Source organism: Nonomuraea ceibae, from assembly GCF_019396325.1.
In the GTDB taxonomy this organism is placed as follows: Bacteria; Actinomycetota; Actinomycetes; order Streptosporangiales; family Streptosporangiaceae; genus Nonomuraea; species Nonomuraea ceibae.
In genome coordinates this window covers 1-19,266 of sequence record NZ_JAHKRO010000031.1, presented here as the reverse complement: position 1 = coordinate 19,266, position 19,266 = coordinate 1, and the positions used below count along the sequence as shown (strand labels likewise).

General features: G+C 73.1%; 15 protein-coding genes. 10 read left to right on the top strand and 5 right to left on the bottom strand.

Features of this window, described 5'->3' with window-relative positions; all coding sequences use genetic code 11:
* Nucleotides 1-14: 14 nt before the first annotated feature.
* The gene (gene hemW, locus KME80_RS20690; protein ID WP_219507502.1) at nucleotides 15-1,235 is read right to left on the bottom strand and encodes a radical SAM family heme chaperone HemW; all 1,221 of its coding nucleotides are present in this window, start codon (nucleotides 1,233-1,235) and stop codon (nucleotides 15-17) included.
* A 108-nt stretch (nucleotides 1,236-1,343) separates the two neighbouring features.
* On the opposite strand from hemW, the gene KME80_RS20685 reads away from it, so the two are divergent.
* The gene (locus KME80_RS20685) at nucleotides 1,344-2,594 is read left to right on the top strand and encodes a glycoside hydrolase family 18 protein (RefSeq protein ID WP_219507501.1); all 1,251 of its coding nucleotides are present in this window, start codon (nucleotides 1,344-1,346) and stop codon (nucleotides 2,592-2,594) included.
* A 231-nt stretch (nucleotides 2,595-2,825) separates the two neighbouring features.
* Here the strand turns inward: KME80_RS20685 and KME80_RS20680 are convergent, their stop codons facing one another.
* Nucleotides 2,826-3,458 (bottom strand): MOSC domain-containing protein, encoded by a 633-nt coding sequence (locus tag KME80_RS20680; protein ID WP_219507500.1) that lies wholly within the window; start codon nucleotides 3,456-3,458, stop codon nucleotides 2,826-2,828.
* 39 nt (nucleotides 3,459-3,497) lie between these two features.
* Nucleotides 3,498-3,791 carry a hypothetical protein gene (locus KME80_RS20675; protein WP_219507499.1) on the bottom strand — a complete coding sequence of 98 codons (294 nt, stop codon included), beginning with the start codon at nucleotides 3,789-3,791 and terminating at the stop codon, nucleotides 3,498-3,500.
* Nucleotides 3,792-3,928: 137 nt separating this feature from the next.
* Between KME80_RS20675 and ccmA the strand changes: the two genes are divergently transcribed.
* Both ccmA and KME80_RS20665 read left to right on the top strand, forming a co-directional pair.
* A complete protein-coding gene (gene ccmA, locus KME80_RS20670) occupies nucleotides 3,929-4,639 on the top strand; it encodes a heme ABC exporter ATP-binding protein CcmA (protein WP_219507497.1) in 711 nt (236 codons plus the stop codon).
* Nucleotides 4,636-6,192: a DUF6297 family protein gene (locus tag KME80_RS20665; RefSeq protein WP_219507495.1), complete on the top strand. Its 1,557-nt coding sequence runs from the start codon at nucleotides 4,636-4,638 to the stop codon at nucleotides 6,190-6,192. Before ccmA ends, KME80_RS20665 begins: the two co-directional genes overlap by 4 nt.
* A 30-nt stretch (nucleotides 6,193-6,222) precedes the next feature.
* Here KME80_RS20665 and lepA read toward each other — a convergent pair whose 3' ends face one another.
* The gene (lepA, locus tag KME80_RS20660) at nucleotides 6,223-8,094 is read right to left on the bottom strand and encodes a translation elongation factor 4 (RefSeq protein WP_219507494.1); all 1,872 of its coding nucleotides are present in this window, start codon (nucleotides 8,092-8,094) and stop codon (nucleotides 6,223-6,225) included.
* 14 nt (nucleotides 8,095-8,108) lie between these two features.
* Between lepA and KME80_RS20655 the strand changes: the two genes are divergently transcribed.
* From KME80_RS20655 to KME80_RS20630, 6 genes are all read left to right on the top strand, one after another.
* Nucleotides 8,109-9,098 (top strand): glycoside hydrolase family 18 protein, encoded by a 990-nt coding sequence (locus KME80_RS20655; RefSeq protein WP_219507492.1) that lies wholly within the window; start codon nucleotides 8,109-8,111, stop codon nucleotides 9,096-9,098.
* Between the two features lie 120 nt (nucleotides 9,099-9,218).
* Complete coding sequence (rpsT, locus tag KME80_RS20650; protein ID WP_049574879.1) at nucleotides 9,219-9,485, top strand: 30S ribosomal protein S20; 267 nt, start codon at nucleotides 9,219-9,221, stop codon at nucleotides 9,483-9,485.
* A gap of 229 nt (nucleotides 9,486-9,714) precedes the next feature.
* A complete protein-coding gene (locus KME80_RS20645; RefSeq protein ID WP_219507490.1) occupies nucleotides 9,715-12,804 on the top strand; it encodes an ABC transporter permease in 3,090 nt (1,029 codons plus the stop codon).
* Nucleotides 12,801-15,416 carry an FtsX-like permease family protein gene (locus KME80_RS20640; protein WP_219507488.1) on the top strand — a complete coding sequence of 872 codons (2,616 nt, stop codon included), beginning with the start codon at nucleotides 12,801-12,803 and terminating at the stop codon, nucleotides 15,414-15,416. The genes KME80_RS20645 and KME80_RS20640 overlap by 4 nt, the downstream gene beginning before the upstream one ends.
* Nucleotides 15,413-16,336: an ABC transporter ATP-binding protein gene (locus KME80_RS20635; protein ID WP_219507487.1), complete on the top strand. Its 924-nt coding sequence runs from the start codon at nucleotides 15,413-15,415 to the stop codon at nucleotides 16,334-16,336. The genes KME80_RS20640 and KME80_RS20635 overlap by 4 nt, the downstream gene beginning before the upstream one ends.
* The gene (locus KME80_RS20630) at nucleotides 16,326-17,024 is read left to right on the top strand and encodes an ABC transporter ATP-binding protein (protein ID WP_219507485.1); all 699 of its coding nucleotides are present in this window, start codon (nucleotides 16,326-16,328) and stop codon (nucleotides 17,022-17,024) included. The genes KME80_RS20635 and KME80_RS20630 overlap by 11 nt, the downstream gene beginning before the upstream one ends.
* Here KME80_RS20630 and KME80_RS20625 read toward each other — a convergent pair.
* Entirely contained in the window at nucleotides 16,981-18,351 is a 1,371-nt protein-coding gene (locus tag KME80_RS20625; protein ID WP_219507483.1) for an MFS transporter, read from the bottom strand. The two genes, KME80_RS20630 and KME80_RS20625, sit on opposite strands and share 44 nt — an antisense overlap.
* Before the next feature lie 68 nt (nucleotides 18,352-18,419).
* Between KME80_RS20625 and KME80_RS20620 the strand changes: the two genes are divergently transcribed.
* Nucleotides 18,420-18,908, top strand: coding sequence for a MarR family winged helix-turn-helix transcriptional regulator (locus KME80_RS20620; protein WP_219507482.1), 489 nt, complete (start codon nucleotides 18,420-18,422; stop codon nucleotides 18,906-18,908).
* Nucleotides 18,909-19,266: the final 358 nt, after the last annotated feature.

Below are 19,266 nucleotides of genomic sequence, written 5' to 3'. Positions count from 1 at the left end.
GCGCGACGGCCTGATCAGCTCAGGATGTCGCGGACCAGGGCGTCGGCGAGCAGGCGGCCCCGCAGGGTGAGCACCATGCGGCCGGCCTTGAACGCCTCCGGCTCCAGGAGCCCGTCGGCCAGCGCGGCGGCGACGTGGGTGCGGCCGGTGGGCGGCACGTCGGCCAGGGGGTAGCCGGACGCGAGCCGGAGCTCCAGCATGAGGCGTTCGGTCGCCCGGTCCTCGCCGGTGAGCTCCTCGCGGGCGTGCGCGGGCGACAGGCCCTCCGCCAGGCGCTGCGCGTAGGGGGCGGGGTGCTTGACGTTCCACCAGCGGGTGCCGCCGACGTGGCTGTGGGCGCCGGGCCCGGCGGCCCACCAGTCGCCGCCGGTCCAGTAGAGCAGGTTGTGGCGGCACCGGGCCTCGTCGGAGGTCGCCCAGTTGGACACCTCGTACCAGCGGAACCCGGCCTCGGCCAGCATCTCGTCGGCGATCACGTAGTGGTCGGCGGCCACGTCGTCGTCGGGCATCGGCAGCTCGCCGCGCCGGATGCGGGCGGCCAGGCGGGTGCCGTCCTCGACGATCAGCGAGTAGGCCGACACGTGGTCGGGCTCGGCCTCGACGGCGGCGGCCAGCGATGCGCGCCAGTCGTCGTCGCTCTCCCCCGGCGTGCTGTAGATCAGGTCCAGGTTGACGTGGTCGAACCCGGCCTTCCTGGCCTCCAGCACCGCCTGCCCGGCCCGGCCGGGGGTGTGCTGGCGGTCGAGCACGCGCAGGACGTGGTCGCGGGCGCTCTGCATGCCGAAGCTGACCCGGTTGAAGCCGCCTTCCCGGAGTCTCTCCAGGTATTTCGGGTCGACGGACTCGGGGTTCGCCTCGGTCGTCACCTCGGCCCCGGGCGCCAGGCCGAACTCCGCGCCGATGGCCGCCAGGATCCTCGACAGGTCCTCGGCGGGCAGCAGCGTGGGCGTGCCGCCGCCGAAGAACACCGTCTCGACCGGCAGCTCGGCGTCACCGAGCACGCGGCGGGCGAGCCGGATCTCCTCGACCACCGTGGCCGCGTAGTCGGCGCGCGAGGCGCCGGGACCCAGCTCGGCGGCGGTGTAGGTGTTGAAGTCGCAGTAGCCGCAGCGGGTCACGCAGAACGGCACGTGCACGTAGAAGCCGAACGGGCGCTCGCCGAGCCCCCGCAGGGCGCTCTCGGGCAGCTCGCCCGAGGCGGGCGCGGGGTCTCCGTCTGGCAGCGTCGATGGCACGTCTCCAGTGTGCCCGCTGCCATTGACTGCCCGATCCCCTGGCCCTACGATCCGGGACAACTTATAGGAAAGTTTCCTATAAGTTGCGTGCCCCGGGAGGCGCCCCCCGTGAAGAGAATCCTCATCGCTCTCTCGTCGCTCTTAGTCGCCCTCACCGCGATCGCCGTGCCCGCCCAGGCGGAGAACGACCGCTACAAGCGGGTCGCGTACTTCATCCAATGGGGCGTCTACGGGCGCAACTATCACGTCAAGGACATGGACGTCAGCGGCGCCGCCGCCAAGCTCACGCACGTCAACTACGCGTTCGGCTTCGTCAACGCCGAAGGCGCCTGCTACTCCGCGGACCCGTGGGCCGACTGGCAGCGCCCGGTGCCGGCCGAGCAGAGCGTCGACGGCGTCGCCGACGAGCCCGGCCAGGCCCTCAACGGCAACCTCAACCAGCTCCGCAAGCTCAAGGCCAAGCACCCCGGGCTCAAGGCGCTAATCTCGCTCGGCGGCTGGACCGGCTCCAAGTACTTCTCCGACGCCGTCCTCACCGCCGAATCGCGCACCAAGCTCGCCCAGTCGTGCATCGACCTGTGGCTGCGCGGCAACCTGCCCGGCCTGGAGCCCGGCGCCGGAGCGGGCGTCTTCGACGGCATCGACCTCGACTGGGAGTGGCCCGGCTCCTCCGGCGCCGACGGCAACATCATCCGGCCCGAGGACAAGCAGAACTTCACCCTCTTCGTCGAGGAGCTCCGCTCGCAGCTCCGCGCGTTCTCGCGGGACGCCCAGCTCACCGCGTTCCTCCCCGCCGCCGCCGCCAAGATCGACGCCGGCTTCGAAGTGCGGCGCGTGTTCCGCCAGCTCGACTTCGCCACCGTCCAGGGGTACGACCTGCGCGGCAGCTGGGAGAACCGCACCGGCCACCAGAGCAACCTCCTCACCGACCGCCGCGACCCCAACGACCCCCGCTACAGCGTCGACCAGACCGTCCGCGACTACCTCTCGCGCGGCGCCCCCGCCCGCAAGCTCGTCATCGGCGTCCCCGCCTACGGCCTCGGCTGGACCGGCGTCACCGGCGGCGGCGACGGCCTCTACCAGCCGGCCACCGGCCCCGCCCCCGGCAAGTGGGCCGCCGGCGCCGAGGACTACAAGGACCTGGTCAACAAGCCCGGCAAGCGTCACCGCGACCTGCGCACCGGTGCCGTCTGGCTCTACGACGGCAACGAGTTCTGGTCGTACGACGACCCGGTGGTGCTGACGCAGAAGGCGGCCTACATCCGCCTCAAGCGCCTCGGCGGCGCCATGATGTGGTCCATCGACCAGGACGACTCCCGCGCCTCCCTCACCACGGCCCTCTACAGGGTCCTCAAGTGAGACAGCACCCTCGGGGGAGCGCCCCACCACCCGACCCGGCGCTCCCCCACCCCACCCGCGAACCCGCCCCGAACCGCACCAAGGCTCAGTCGGCGGGGCCGTAGGAGGAGATGTGCTCCTCGCGCGGACGTGAAACGCGCCCACGTCCGCGCGAGGCCCTTCCGCGCAACCCAATCCGCGCGGGCCTCTTCCGCGAGGCCCCTTCCGCGCGGTCGTTCCGCGCGAGGCCCCTCAGGACACGACCCCCAGCACCCGTACGGCCACCCGGTCCCAGCGCGGGTCGTAACCGGGCAGGGCCAGGATGCGGCGCAGCAGCTCCTCGTCACCGTGGTAGGCCAGGAACGACTCGGCCACCGTGACACTCCCGCCGGGCCTGGACACCACGTCCACGGCGTCGCCCGCGCCCAGCTCCCCCGGCTCCACCACCCTCAGGTACGCGCCCGTGCGCCGCGCCTCGGTGAAGCGCCTGACCCAGGCGGGCTCGTCGAGCCAGTTGCGGAACACCACGCACGGCACCCGGGGCCCCGTCACCTCCAGCAGCGCGGTGCCGACCCGCCACCGCTCGCCGATGAGCGCGCCGTTGACGTCGACGCCGGACACGGTGAGGTTCTCGCCGAAGCGGCCGTCACGCAGCTCGCGGCCCAGCTCGGCCTCCCACCAGTCGTAGTCCTCGCGGGCATAGGCGTAGACGGCGTGGCCCGGGGCGCCGTGGTGCTCCCGGTCGGCGCGCTCGTCACCGGCCAGGCCGCCGGCGCGCACCTCCACCCGGTGGGTGACCGGCCTCTTGTCGATGGCGGTGCGCTTGAGCTTGCCCGCCCACTCCGCGTCGACGGCAGTGCCGACATTTACTGACAAAACGCGCATGCCCGACGGTAACCCGGACCGGCCCCCTCCGGCGATCGGCTAACGGGGGGCGTTGAGACGGGAGGTGTCGTCGAGGTCGGCGAGCTGTAAGAGGGTGCGCAGCGCGGCCTGGCGCACCTCCTCGACCGAGTCGCCCCGCTCGCCGAAGCAGTCGGCCGCCACGTCGAGCAGCGCCGTCACCACCGCCGCGTCCGGATAGGGGACGTCGACGACCACCTTGCCGTCCTCCCCCACGGCGGCGGGCGCCAGGTGGAGCCGGAGGAGCCGCCGCGTCTCCTCCGCCACGGCCACCCCCAGAACCGCGGCACGCTCAAAGCGCTCAGCAGCGATCATGTCACCCTCCAGTCGCACAAGTGTTCGGGTGAACAAGCTAGCCAGCGCCACCGACAATTCCGCCTGGGACGGCCACGGCACGGCGGCGGCACAGCGGCGGCACAGCGGCGGCGGGAGCCGCGCCATAGACTCGAACGGTGTCCAACAAGATCATTCATGTCCGCGATCTGACCGTGGACCTGGGCGGCAACCCCGTCATCCAGGGCATGGACCTCACCGTCAGCCGGGGAGAGACCGTCTCCGTCGTCGGCCTCAACGGGGCGGGGAAGTCCACGCTGCTGCGCTGCCTGGCGGGGCTGCAACCCGCCACCGAAGGGACCGTGGAGGTCTTCGGCGCGCCACCGGCCGACGAGCCCGCCTTCTGGCGCCGCGTGGCGCTGGCGGCCGACGAGCCCGCCTGGTACCCGGGGCTGACCGCCCGCGAGCACCTGGAGCTGATGCTGACCGTGCACGCCGGGCCGCGCATGACGGTGGCGGAGGCGCTTTCGGTGTTCGGGCTGGAGGTGCGCGCCGACGCGCCGCCGCTGAACCTGTCCACCGGGCAGCGCCAGCGCCTCTCCCTGGCCGCCGCGCTGCTCAGGCCCAGCGACCTGCTCCTGCTGGACGAGCCCGAGCGCGGCCTGGACGCGGCCTTCCGCGAGCGGCTGGCCGGGCTCCTGGAGGCGTACACGGGCGAGGGCGGCACGGTGGTGATGGCGACCCACGACGCGGCCCTCGCCGCCCGTGGCCGCGCCGTCAGGCCCACCGCCTCGTCCACCGTCTCTCCTACCGCCTCTCCCGCCGTCCCTCCCGCCGCCTCGTCCACCGCCTCACCCACCGCCTCTCCCGCTGGCGAGGTGGCCCGGTGACGGCCGTGCGTGAGGTGCGCGCGTTCGTGCGCACGCGCCGCCGCCGTGCGCCGGTCGGCGCGCTGGACCGGTACGCGGGCCTGATCATGACGGCGATCGCCGTGGCCGTGCTCGGCAGGCCGGTCGCCGACGCCGTGGCGGGGCTGCGGGGCCCGGCGGACCTCGCCGGGGTGGCGCCGGGCGTGGCGGTCACCCTGGTGGCGCTGGCCGGCGGGCTGGCGCTGGCCCGGGCGGTGGGGCCGGTGGCGTTGAGCGGGTCCGACGCGGGCTGGCTGGTGATGTCGCCGCTGGACCGGCGCGCGGTGCTCGGGCGTCCCCTGCGGGTGCTGGCCGTGGTGGCGCTGGTGACGGGCGGGGTGCTGGGGCTGGCGCTGCTGGCGCTCGTGGGCGCGCCGGACCACCTGGTGTGGCGGCTCGTGGCGGCGATGGTCGTCGGGGTCTCGGCGACGGCGGGCGGGATGGCGCTCGCCGTACTGGCTCAGACCTCTCACACGTGGCACCTCTGGCTGACGGCCGTCGTGGTGGCGCTCCTCGTGACGGCGGCGGTCGCCGCCGTGGGCACGGCCCGCGCCTCCCTCACCACCGCCGCCGTAACCGGCACGACCGCAGGCGCAGCCGCGGCTGTTGGGAACGGTGCGGAGGCGCCGTTCCGCGGGGTGGTCGAGGCGGTGGCGGGGGCGCCGCTGGGAGCGGTCGCCGCGGTGGCGGCCGTGGCGGCGCTGGCCTCGGCGCTCCTGGTGGGGCGCGCGTGGGCGCGGGCGGACCGGATCCCGGCGGCGGCGCTGCTGACCTCGTCGGCCCGCGCCGGGCACCTGGCGACGGCGGCCGTGAGCCTCGACACCGGGGCGCTGACCTGGATGGCGGAGGACAACCACTGGCGCGCCAGGCGGCTGCGCTCGGTCCGCTGGCCGTCGCTGCCGGCGCCGCTCGCGCTGGCGTGGCAGGACTGGCTGCGGACGGCCAGGCGGCCGTGGCGGCTGGCCGCGACGTTCGCGGCGGCGGCGCTCCCGGCGCTGCTGGCGCTGGCGGGGGCCGGTGCGGTGGCGGGCGCGGCGGTGCTCGGCGGGGCGCTCGCGGTGGCGGCGGCGGGCGTGTCGGGGGCGCGCAGGGACGGCGACAATCCGGCCCTGGCCCGGCTGCTCGGCGTGGGCCGCCGCCCGGCGCTGCTGGCGAGGGCCCTGCTGCCCGCGCTGACGAGCGGCGTGTGGGCGGCGCTGGCCCTGGCGGGCCTGTCGCTGGCGGGCGCGCTGCCGCCGGTGGGCGCGTGGTGGCTGATGGGCCCGCTGTTGGCGCCCGCGCTGGCGGCGGCGGCGCTGCGCATGGCCAGGAGGCGGCCGGTCGACCACTCGCTGCCCATCCTCGACACGGGGTCGGGGGCGATCCCGTTGGGCCCGGTGTTCTGGGCGGCGACCGGGCCGGACCTGGCGCTGATCGGCGCGCTGCCGCTGGTGAACGCGCTGATGTTCACGCCCGCCACGCTCACGGCCACGCTGGTGGCGCAGGCGGTGACGGGCGCGGCGGTGCTGGCCGCGTACGTGCTGCGGGCCCGCTGAACCGCCCGGCTCCTCAGCGGGAGCCGGGCGTCACTTCTTGGTCTTGTCGCCGCCGGAGTCGGTGGACAGCGCGGCGACGAACGCCTCCTGGGGCACCTCGACGCGGCCCACCATCTTCATCCGCTTCTTGCCTTCCTTCTGCTTCTCCAGCAGCTTGCGCTTACGGGAGATGTCGCCGCCGTAGCACTTGGCCAGGACGTCCTTGCGGATGGCGCGGATGTTTTCACGGGCGATGACGCGGGCGCCGATGGCGGCCTGGATCGGCACCTCGAACTGCTGCCTGGGGATGAGCTCGCGCAGCTTCTTGGCCATGTCGACCCCGTAGGCGTAGGCCTTGTCCTTGTGCACGATGGCGCTGAAGGCGTCGACCGCCTCCCCCTGGAGCAGGATGTCGACCTTGACGAGCTCGGCCTCCTGCTCGCCGGCGGGCTCGTAGTCGAGCGAGGCGTAGCCGCGGGTGCGCGACTTGAGCTGGTCGAAGAAGTCGAAGATGATCTCGCCGAGCGGCAGCGTGTAGCGGATCTCGACGCGGTCCTCCGAGAGGTAGTCCATGCCCTGGAGCTGCCCGCGCCGCCCCTGGCAGATCTCCATGATCGCGCCGATGAACTCGGCGGGGGCCAGGATGGTGGACTTGGTGACCGGCTCGAAGACCTGGGCGATCTTGCCGCCGGTGGGGAACTCCGAGGGGTTGGTGACGGTCAGCTCCGTGCCGTCCTCCATGACGACGCGGTAGACGACGTTGGGCGCGGTGGAGATCAGCGACAGGCCGAACTCCCGCTCCAGCCGCTCGCGGACGATCTCCATGTGGAGCAGGCCGAGGAAGCCGACGCGGAAGCCGAAGCCGAGCGCGGCCGACGTCTCCGGCTCGTAGACGAGCGCGGCGTCGTTGAGCTGGAGCTTGTCGAGCGCCTCGCGCAGCTCCGGGTACTCGTCGCCGTCGATCGGGTAGAGGCCGGAGAACACCATCGGCTTGGGGTGCTCGTAGCCTTCGAGCATCTCGCGGGCGGACTTGACGGCGGTGGTGACGGTGTCGCCGACGCGGGACTGGCGTACGTCCTTCACGCCGGTGATCAGGTAGCCCACCTCGCCGACGCCGAGGCCGGGCTCGGACGGCTTGGGCTCGGGCGAGATGACGCCGATCTCCAGCGTCTCGTGGGTGGCGCCGGTGGACATCATGAGGATGCGCTCGCGCTTGCCCAGGTGGCCGTCGATGACGCGGACGTACGTGACGACGCCCCGGTAGGTGTCGTAGACCGAGTCGAAGATCAGCGCCCGCGCGGCCGCGTCGGCGTCGCCGACCGGGGCGGGCACGGTGGCGACGACGTGGTCGAGCAGCTCGCGCACGCCCACGCCGGTCTTGCCGGAGACGCGCAGCACGTCGGAGGGGTCGCAGCCGATGAGGCCGGCCAGCTCCTCGGCGAACTTCTCCGGCTGGGCCGCCGGCAGGTCGATCTTGTTGAGCACCGGGATGATGTGCAGGTCGGCGTTCATGGCCAGGTAGAGGTTGGCCAGCGTCTGCGCCTCGATGCCCTGGGCGGCGTCGACCAGGAGGATCGCGCCCTCGCACGCCTGGAGCGAGCGCGACACCTCGTAGGTGAAGTCGACGTGGCCGGGCGTGTCGATCATGTTGAGCACGTGGCCGTCCCAGGGCAGGCGGACCGCCTGGGACTTGATGGTGATGCCGCGCTCGCGTTCGATGTCCATCCGGTCGAGGTATTGGGCGCGCATGGAGCGGTCGTCGACCACACCGGTGATCTGCAGCATCCGGTCGGCAAGGGTCGACTTGCCATGGTCGATGTGCGCGATGATGCAGAAGTTGCGGATCAACGCGGGGTCGGTCTGGCCAGGCTGAGTGCGCACCGAAGTCCGTTTCGACAGGGTTGAGGACAAGCAGTCTTTCATGGTGACATGCCCGGGTGACTTCCCGAGCCGTCATCCGCCGCGGCCTGCGCCTGGTCGCGCTGGTCGTGGCCGTCGTGGTGGCGCTGACCGGCGTCGTAGCCGCAGCGTTCCGCCTCCAGTTTACCGGCGAGCCCGCGGGCTGGGCGAAGAGCACCGGTAACGACGCCATGTGGCTGGGCCACATGTGGGTGGACGGCCGCCGCACGGAGGCGGACGTGCGGGAGCTGGCCGTGCGGCTGCGCGCCACCGGCATCAAGGATGTGTACGTGCATTCCGGGCCGTTCGAGATGGATGGCCGACTAGATCCTGCCAAATACCCCAATGCCCAAAATTTCGTCCAATGGATGAAGAAGTACCTCCCCGGGGTCCGCGTCTCCGCCTGGCTCGGCCAGTCCGTCGAGGACGCGCTCGACCTCGACGACCCCGCCTCCCGCCGGAACGTCCTGGCCGGCGTCGCCGCCGTCATGCGGACCGGCTACGACGGCATCCACTACAACTTCGAGCCGATCGGCGACGGCGACACCGACTTCCTGGTCCTGCTGGAGGAGACGCGCAAGCACACGCGCCTGCTGTCGACCTCCACGCCCCAGATCGAGCCGTACCCGGGCATGCGCCTGGCCACCAGGGCCGTCCTCACCCACGACAAGTACTGGTCGCGGGGCTTCTTCCAGGAGGTCGTCGCCCGGGTCGACCAGGTCGCGGTCATGACGTACGACTCGGGGCTGCCCCTGCAGTCGCTCTACGGCGGTCACGTGGCCAGGCAGGCGGAGCTGGCGCTGGAGCTGGTGCCCGAGACCAAGCACGTGTTCGTCGGCGCGCCCGCCTATCATGACCACGACGTCCCGTGGAGCGACGCGGCCGAGAGCGTCGCGCTCGCGGCCGAGGGCGCCAAGCTGGCGCTGTCCGGCCACGGCCCGCGCGAGCGGTTCGGCCTCGCCCTGTACGTGGACTTCGCGGCGACGGCGGAGGACTGGGCGGAATACCGGACACGCTGGCTGTCGTAGAACGCCGTTGATTTGAGCTGCCAGCTGGGTTATTGGTAGCCTGGGCAACTGCGTGTGGCGCGCCCTCTCTCGAGCCCGCGCGCTTCATCCATCACCTAAGACTTTCACCGAGGCTTCTTCGTGGCGAACATCAAGTCCCAGATCAAGCGCAACAGGCAGAACGAGAAGGCCCGCCTGCGCAACAAGGCGGTCAAGTCCTCCCTGAAGACGGCGGTCCGCAAGTTCCGCGAGGCTGCCGAGCAGGGTGACGTCGAGCAGGCCGCGGCGCTCCAGCGGGTCGCCGCCCGTCAGCTCGACAAGGCCGTCAGCAAGGGCGTCATCCACAAGAACCAGGCCGCCAACCGCAAGTCCGCGATCGCCAAGCAGGCCGCGGCCCTGGCCAAGTAACGCTTCAGCGCGACGCCGCACCCTCTGACGGGGGGTGCGGCGTTTTGTGTTGCGCCCCCACTCTCCCCATACTCCGCTGAGTGAAGTATGTCCATGCGGAATGTGTCACAGTTTCAATATCACATACGCATCGCCGCAGCGTATCGGCTGTGTCACCGTTGAAAAGACGACCTTGCGGCCGGAGCGGACACTGCTCAAAGGTTCACCTAACCGGGTGAATGGGGGTCGCATGCGGGGGCCGTTAGTCGTCAAGCGTGCGTTCAGCGAGCCGTTGCTCCTGCTGGCGGCGTTCGGCTCGATCCTGCTCGCCACCACCACGCTGGTCGCGCTCACCATGTACGCCTCCTCGATCGCCGAGGCGGGCGTGCTCCGGACGATGGAGACCGCGCCGCTGCGGCAGATCGCCGTCACCGTGAACGCCCCGGTGACGGCCGAGGACTTCGGCAGGCAGGACAAGACCGTACGCGACGCCGCCGCCGAGGCCTTCGGGGGCGTGCCGGCCGAGATCTCCACCAGCTTCCGCTCCGACTCGTACGCGATGCCCGGCCAGCAGGACCGCAAGGTCCCCGAGCTGCTCAGGTTCGGCGCCTACGACGGGCTCGACAAGCACGCCAAGCTAGTCTCCGGCACCTGGCCCGAGTCCGGCGGCGACGTGGTGCAGGCGGCGATCCCGCTGTCGGCGTCCTCGGCGTCAGGGCTGACGGCCGGTCAGGAGATCAGCACCGAGGGCCGGCTCGACGGCAAGACCGTCAAGGTGCGCATCACCGGCGTCTTCCAGCTCGACGACCCGTTCGGCGACCGCTGGACCGGCGAGCAGCTGCTCAGCCGGGGCGTGGAGAGCGGGCAGTTCACCACGTACGGGCCGCTGATGGTGCCGCGCGAGACGTTCCTGTCCAAGTTCGCCACCCACGTCACGACCACGTGGACGCTCGTCCCCGCCGTGCGCGACCTGACGCCCGAGCAGCTTCGCCCGCTCGCCGCCGCCGTGGACGAGCTGCCCGAGGCGCTCAAGTCCGGCGGCTGCCCGTCCTGCCAGACGACCACGCGGCTGGCCGAGGTGCTGACCCAGCTCGACACCGCCTCGCTGGTCGCCCGCTCCACGATGCTCATCCCGGTGCTGCAACTGCTGCTGCTCGCCGCGTACGCGCTCATGCTGACCGCCCGCCTGCTGGCCGACCACCGGCGGATGGAGGTGGCGCTGCTGCGCTCGCGCGGCGCCGGGACGCTGCGCCTGGCCGGGCTGGCGGGCGGTGAGGCGCTGCTGGTGGCGGTGCCGTGCGCGGTCGCCGCGCCGTTCCTCGCGCCGCCGCTGCTCGCGCTCATCAACATGCTGCCGTGGATCGCCGCCTCCGGCGTCCGGCTGGCGCCCGTCGCCGACCTGGGCACGTTCCTCGTCTCCGCGGGCGTGGCGCTGGCCTCGGCCGTGCTGCTCATGCTGCCCGCCCTGGCCGGGGCGCGGCGCACGTACGTCGAGGAGCAGGCGTCGCGGGGCCGCGGCGGCGGGCGCGGGCTGATCCAGCGCGCGGGCGCCGACCTGGCGCTGCTGGTGGTGGCGGCGCTGGCGATCTGGCAGCTCCAGCACTACGGCGCGCCCGTCACCACGACCGCCGGCGGCGGCCTGGGCATCGACCCGCTGATCATCTCCGGCCCGGCGCTGGCGCTGCTCACCGGCGGCATGCTCGGCCTGCGGCTGGTGCCGCGCATCTCCCGGCTGGCCGAACGGCTCACGGCCAAGCGGCCCAGCCTGGCCCCCGCGCTCGGCGCGTGGCAGGTCAGCAGGCGGCCGCTGCGCTACTCCGGGCCCGCGCTGCTGCTGACCATGGCGATCGCGATCGGCATCGTGTCGATGGCCACGGCCTCCACCTGGCGGGCCTCCCAGCTCGACCAGGCCCGCCACCAGGCGGGCGCCGACCTGCGGCTGTCCGGGCCGCCCGAATCGCCCGAGCTGGGCGTGTCCGGGCGCGGCACCGCGTTCACCGCCCTGCCCGGCGTCACCGCGGCCTCGCCCGCCTTCCGCGGCCAGGTCGACCTCAGCGGCCAGACCGTCACCCTGCTCGCCCTGGACGGCGGCAAGCTGGAGCGGCTCTTCCAGCTTCGGCCCGACCTGTCGGCGCAGTCGGTCGGGGCGATGTCGCGCGGCCTGGTCGCCGGCCGGGCCGAGGCCACCGGCCTCGAACTGCCGGGACAGCCCACCACGCTCACCGCGGAGGTGCGCACGAACCGCGTCTGGCCGCTGCGGGCGCGGATCTCCGACGCGCTCGGCGTCTGGCACGACCTGCCCGTCACCGTCGACCAGCAGAACACCGGCCGGGTGGACCTCAAGTGGCTGGGCGGGAAGACCGGGAAGATCGCATACCCGCTGACGGTCCGCGGGTTCGTCGCCACGCCGCCGCCCGTCGAGGAGGCGGCCGTGACCGTCACCGTGTCCGGCCTGGCCGCCGACGGCCGTGACCTCGGCGCGCCCCAGGTCAGCATGGAGGTGGTCGGCGACCTGCCCGTCCTGCGGACGTTCGCTCCGCTGCCGAAGCCGGGCCCGCTGCCCGTCGTCATGACCGCCGACCTGGCCGCCGCCAGCAAGCTGACCGCCGGGCAGACCGGGCGGATCAACCTGGACCGCCGCGTCATCGACGTCACGCTCGCCGGCGTCGTCGACCGGATGCCCACGACGGACCCCGCCCAGCCGGCGCTGCTGGCCGACTGGACGACGCTCCAGGAGCACGGCCTGTCCGCGGCACTGCTGCCGCGACCGGCGACGGAGTGGTGGCTGGCCACCGAGGACGGCGAGACGAGCGCGGCGACGGCGGCGCTGCGCGTCAACCCGCAGTGGAACGTCACCGTGACCGACCAGCGGCGGCTGGCCGCCGAGCTGCAGGACGACCCGCTGGCCAGCGGGCTCCAGGGCGCGCTCATCCTCGGCTTCCTGGCCGCGCTCGTGTTCGCCGCCCTCGGCTTCCTGGTGAACGCGACCGTCGCGGCGCGCGAGCGGATGTCGGAGTTCACGATCCTGCGGGCGCTCGGCGTGAGCTTCCGGCAGGTGTTCGGGCTGCTGGCCGTCGAGCAGGCGTTCGTCGTCGGGCTGTCGCTGGTGGCCGGCACCGCGCTCGCCGTGGTCGTGGGCAACCTCGTCGTGCCGCACATCGTGCTGACCGGGCAGGCGGCGGCGGTCACGCCGTCGGTGCTGCTCGACATTCCGTGGCTCGCGACCGCGGGCATGCTCGCGCTGGTGGCGCTGGTGCTGTTCGCCATCGTCGCGGGACTCGCGCGCAACCTGCGCAGGCAAGGGCTCGGCCGGGTCCTGCGGATCGGGGAGGACCAGTGAAGCTCCTGCACCTGGCCCGGGTACACCTGGGCGCGGTGGCCGTGCTGCTCGCGCTGACGCTGAGCGCGTGCCTGCTCGTGGCGGGGCTGCCGCGCGTGACGCAGGCGGCGTTCGACGCCGCGCTGCGCGAGGCGCTGCTGAAGGCGCCCGCCGAGCGGGTCGACCTGACGACGATGATGACGACCGACTCCCCCGGCCAGGACCTGACCCGGGCCCAGTCCTTCGACGAGCTCGAGCAGGACATGCGCGCGGTGCTGCCCGCGCCGCTCGACCGGCTGATCGCCCCCGCCGGCACAGGCACCGGCCACTCCGGCGCGAAGACGTACGGGACGCCGATCTCCGGCACGGGCGGCAAGCAGTACCTCAACCTCGCCTGGCTGTCCGACCAGGAACGCCGCGTCACCTGGGTCGAGGGCCGGGCACCCGGCGAGCCGACCACGACCACCTGGAACAACCAGGAGCTCACGCTCTTCGAAGCGGGCATGGCCCGCGAGTCCATGTCGGCGCTCGGCATCAAGATCGGCGACACGCGGGTCATCGGCGAGAACAACTACGCCGCCGTCAAGGTCGTCGGCGCCTTCGAGGCCAAGGACCCGGCCGACCGCTACTGGAGCCACAACCAGGACGTCATCAACCTCCAGCTCAACCGCCCGGCGGGCAGCCTCGACGAGGAGGTGCACGCCACCGCGCTGATCTCCGACCAGGGCCTGAGCAAGCTCAGCGGGCGCGACCGCAACCTGACCTACTTCTGGATCCTGCCGCTGCGCACGCAGGCGGCCACCGCGCTCGACGTGCCCGAACTGCTCCCGGCGATCAAAGAGTTCGAGCGGCGGATGAAGGTCGCCGACGGGATGCTGCCGCGCCAGATCCTGCGGACCGGGCTGCCGGAGATGCTCGGCTCGTTCCAGGCCCGGCTGGCGACCGCGCAGACCGTCATGTACCTGGTGCTCGGCGGGCTGCTGCTGGTCGCGCTCGGCGTGATCCTGCTGGCCGTGCAGCTCCTGGCCGACCGGATGGACACCGCGCTCGGGCTGATGCGGGCGCGCGGCGGGGCGCTGCGGCAGCTCGCCGGGACGGGCGCCGGGCTGGTCGCGCTGGCCGTCGTGCCCGCCGCCCTGGCCGGGTACGCGCTCTCGTACCTCTTCCCCGGGCCGGTGCTGCCGCTCGTGCACGCGGGCCCGCTGCTCGTGGTCGTCGTGGCGGTGGCGTTCGCGGCGGCGCGGATCGCCGTCGCCCACCGGACCCCGCTGAACGAGCGGCGCGACGACGTGGCCACCGCCCGGCCGTCCGCCAAGCGGATCACGCTGGAGGTGCTGGTCGTCGGCCTGGCGCTGGCCGGGGCCTACCTGCTGCGCACGCGCGGGCTGACGACCGACGTGCGGACCGAGGGGCAGGACCCGTTCCTGCTGCTGGTCCCGCTCGCGCTCGCGCTCGCCGCGGGGCTGATCACCATGCGCTGCTACCCCTATCCGCTGCGCCTGCTGGTACGGCTCGCGGCCCGGATGCGGCCGGCCGTGCCGTTCCTCGGGCTGACGCGGGCGGCCCGGGCGCGCTCGTTCAGCATGCTGCCGGTGCTGATCCTGCTGCCGGCGCTGGGCGTGTCGGTGTTCGCCTCGGTGGTCTCCGGCGGCGTCGGCGACACGCAGCGGCTGGCCTCCTGGCAGAGCGTGGGCGCGCCCGCCACCGTCACCTCCAGGATGGAGCTGCCCGCCGAGGCGATCGAGCGCGTGCGTCAGGTGCCCGGCGTGACCGCCGTGGTGCCCGCGCAGTACGCCTCGGTCCAGGTCGGCCACACGCCGGAACGGGCCGAGCTGCTCGCGGTCGACCTGCGGAGCTGGCAGGGGCTGCTCGGCGGCTCCCCGATCACGCTGCCCACCGCGGGGACCGCGCCGTCCGGCATCCCGGCGGTGGTCTCGCCCGCGCTGGCGGGGCGCGGCACGTTCGAGATCGGCTGGAACTCGCGGCTGAAGATCACCGAGACCGGCGTCGCCCCGACGCTGCCCGGCTTCTTCACCGAGGGCAAGTTCATCGTGGTGCCGTTCGACGTCGGGCAGCGGCCGGTGGTCAACACGCTGATCGTCGGCGGCACCGCGTCCGCCGAGGCGCTGCGCGCCGCCGTACCCGACACGATCGTGCGGACGCAGGCCGCCGCGCTCGCCGACATCCAGGACGACCCGCTGACCGGCACCGTCCGCACCACGCTGCTCGTGGTGACGATCGCGCTGTCCGCGTACGCGCTCGTCGCGGTGATCATCGCGCTGGTGATCGGCGCCGCCGACCGGGCCAGGGCGCTGTCGTTCCTGCGTACGCTGGGCCTGTCCGACCGGCAGGCACAACGCCTGACCGTGCTGGAGGTCATGCCCATGATCCTCGTCACCGCCCTGGTGGGCCTGGCCCTCGGGCTCGTCCTGCCCGCCGCGCTCGGGCCCGGCGTCGACCTGTCCGCCTACGCCGGCGGGCTGCCCGTCGGCGACTACGAGCTCGACCTGGTCACGCCGACGGCGCTGGCCGCCGGGCTCACCCTCGTGGCCGTGCTCGGCGCCTACGCGCACACCGCCATCAGCCGCCGCCGCAGCCTCGGCGCCGTACTCCGAGTGGGTGATCTGTCTTGAACCCGACCCTGTCCGAGCTGGAGGCGCAGGCCAGCAAGGGAAAGGCCGCCTTCGGCGGCGACGCGCACATCGTCTGCGACAACCTGGTGCGCATCTACAAGACCGAGGGCGTCGAGGTGGTCGCCCTCCAGGGGCTCGACCTGCTCGTGCAGAAGGGCGAGCTGCTGGCCATCGTCGGCGCGTCCGGCTCCGGCAAGTCGACGCTGCTCAACGTGCTGTCCGGGCTGGACGTGCCCACGGCGGGCGTCGCCAAGGTGGGCGGCATGGACCTGCTGTCGATGACGGCCAAGGACCGGCTGCGCTACCGGCGCGAGGTGGTCGGGTTCATCTGGCAGCAGACGGCGCGCAACCTGCTGCCGTACCTGTCGGCGCGGGAGAACGTCGAGCTGCCGATGAAGCTGGCCGGCAAGGCCAGGCGGGGCCGGGCGACGGAGCTGCTTGAGCTCCTGGGCGTCGGCTACTGCGCCGACCGGACCACGCCCGAGATGTCGGGCGGCGAGCAGCAGCGGGTGGCCATCGCGGTCGCGCTCGCCAACGGCCCGCAGCTCGTGCTCGCCGACGAGCCCACCGGCGAGCTCGACAGCGACACCTCGGAGCAGGTGTTCGACGCGCTGCGCAAGGCCAACAGGGAGCTGGGCGTCACCGTGGTCGTGGTGACGCACGACCCGCTGGTGTCGGAGCAGGTGGACCGCACCGTCGGCATCCGCGACGGCCGCACCAGCAGCGAGACGCTGCGCCGCGAGGACGCCGAGGGCCAGATCATCGCCGAGGAGTACGCGGTGCTCGACCGCGTGGGCCGCCTGCAGCTGCCGCGCGACTTCATGAACGCGCTGGAGATGGAGCGCCGCGTGCGCCTGGAGCTGGAATCCGACCATATCGGGGTATGGCCGGCGAGAGAGGAGCCGTCCGGTGAGCAGTGAGCCGCTCGTCGTCGTCGAAGGCGTCCGCAAGGTCTACCGCAGCGGGCCCAAGGAGGTCGTCGCGCTCCGGGAGGTGTCGTTCGAGGCGTACCCCGGCGAGCTCGTCGCCATCCGAGGCCGGTCCGGATCGGGCAAGACGACGCTGCTCAACCAGATCGGCGGCCTCGACAGGCCCGACGCCGGCCGCGTGGTCGTCGCCGGGCACGAGGTCACCTCGCTGTCCGAGGACAACCTGCTCGCGCTGCGCCGCGACGTCGTCGGGTTCGTGTTCCAGTCGTTCGGGCTGATCCCCGTGCTGTCGGCGGCCGAGAACGTCGGCGTGCCCATGCGCCTGGCCCGCACCCCCGTCGAGGAGCGCGAGAAGCGCATCCGCATGCTGCTCGCCCTCGTCGGCCTCGAACAGCACGCCAACCAGCGCCCCTACGAGCTGTCCGGCGGCCAGCGGCAGCGCGTCGCCATCGCCCGATCGCTCGCCAACCGGCCCCGCCTGCTCGTCGCCGACGAGCCGACCGGTCAGCTCGACTCCCAGACCGGCCGGCAGATCATGCAACTGCTGCGCGCCCTCGTCCGCAGCGAAGGCGTCACCGCCCTGGTCGCCACCCACGACCCGGGCCTGATCACGCTCGCCGACCGGGTCCTGGAGATCAGCGACGGCGTGCTGCGAGAGGCCGCGCTGCAGGAAACCTGACCACCGCCGCCAGGTTCGCCACGGCCACCAGCACCGCCCCGGCCACCAGCAGCCCCGGCATCCCCGTCACCCCCGCGAGCGGCGCCGCCACCGCCAGCCCGAGCGGCCGCGACGCGAACGAGATCAGCCCGTCGAACGACCGCACCCGGCCCAGCGCCGCCTCCGGGATCTCCTCCGCCAGCAGCGTCTCCCACAGCGGGCTCAGCACGCCCAGCCCGAACATCGCCACCAGGTACGCCCCCGCGATCCCCCACGCGGGCAGCGGCACGGCCAGCGCGACCAGCGGCAGCACGTACAGCGCCGCCCCGGCCTGCGCCGCCACCAGCGGTCTGCGCACCGGCAGCCTCGGCGCCACCAGCACGCCCAGCACCAGGCCCACCGTGCCGCACTGCACGATCAGCACCCAGCTCGCCTCGCCGCCCAGCGCGTTCACCGCCGTGAGCGGGCCCAGCGTCAGGAACAGCCCGGCCACGAAGTGCCACACCCCGTGCCCCAGCACCGCCGCCACGAACCAGCGCCGAGCCCGCACCTCCCGCCACCCCTCGGCCAGCTCCCGCCCGAACGCCCCCCTGCCTGCCCGCCCTCCCGCCCCGGAACCGGACCCCGCACGAACGCCACCCGCCGCCGGAGCCGACCCCGTACGGACGCCATCAGTCGCCGAGGTGGACCCTGTACGGGCGTCATCCAGCGCGGGGCTCGACGCCATGCCACCCGGCGCAGGAACCGATCCTCCGCCACCCGGCACGGGGACCGACCCGACGCCACCCGCCTTCAAGTCGGAGCTCGTACGGATGCCGCCGAGGGTCAGGGCCGAGCAGGCGAACACGGCGGCGGTGAGCAGCGCCGACCAGCCCGGACCGGCGGCCAGCACGACGCCGCCCGCCAGAGCGGGCGCGAGCACGCTCGACAGGCTGGTGGCCACGCCGATGCGCGCGTTCACCCGCAGCCGCGCGTCCGGCGGAACGACGGCGACCACCAGCCGGGGCACCGCCGGCATCCCGAACGCGATCGCCACCCCGGTCACGGCGGACAGCACCGCCAGATCGGCGATCCGCCCCACCCCCGCCAGCAGCTCGATCCCGATGCCCGCCTGAGCCAGACAACGCACCAGGTCGGCGACCAGCACGACCCGCGCGGGCGGCAGCCGGTCGGCGACCACCCCCGCCACCGGCAGGCACAGCAGCAGCGGCAGCAGCTCGCACGCCAGGACCAGACCCAGGTCCTCGGCACTCCCCGTGGCCCGCAGCACCGCCAGGGTGAGCGTGGTCGGGATCAACGCCGTGGCCAGCGCGGACAGCGCACGCCCGATCAGCAACCGTCTCGTCATGAGCCACGACGTTAATTCGTCAGCTAATGTTTCGTCAACAAAATACTTGCTGCCGTATAGTGCGTCGCGTGGAGGACTCCGTCGACCGTCATCTCGCCCGCTGGCGCGGCAAGGCCCCCTACGACGAGCGCGTGGAGGGCATCGTCACCCGCATGCAGGTCCTGGTGAAACACCTGGCCCACAGCAAGGAGACGGCGCTGGCCCAGGTCGGGATGCAGGACTTCGAGTACGAGACCCTGCACCGCCTCGTAGCCGCCGGAGGCACCGCCACGCCCTCCCAACTGGCGGCCGAGCTCCTCCTGTCACCTGCGGGCATGACGGGCCGCCTCGACACGCTGGAGAAGTCCGGCCTCGTCCGTCGCGTACGCGGCACCTCCGACCGGCGGCGCGTCGACGTCGAGCTCACCGCCCGGGGGCATGACCTGTGGATGGAGGCGATGCTCCTGCGCGCCGAGGTCGAGACCGCCCTCATCGCCGCCCTCACCCCCGCCGAACGCCAGACCCTGGACGGCCTCCTCAAGACCCTCCTGACCAGCGTCGAATCCCGCCCCTCCTAACCGCGCCCGCCCCCTAACCCCAGCCCGGCCCTGACCACTGCGCCAGCCCGGCCCGGGCCTCGACCTGCCTGCCCGGCCTCTTACCTTGCCCACCGGGCCTTTGGCACTGCCCCGGCCCGGCCTCGGCTCCTGCGTCGGCCCCGACCCCAGCCCGACCTCGACTCCCGTCCCGCACCCCGACCCCGACTCGGCCCGGCCTCAGCCCCCGTCCCATAACCCCGCCCTGGCCCCATCCCAGAGCCCGACCCCGACTCGGCCTCAGCCCTGGCCCCGGCCTAGCCTCAACTCCAACCCAGCCCCAGCCCCAGCCCCAGCCCCAGCCCCACCCCCAGCCCCGCCCCCGGCCCCCCCCCCCACG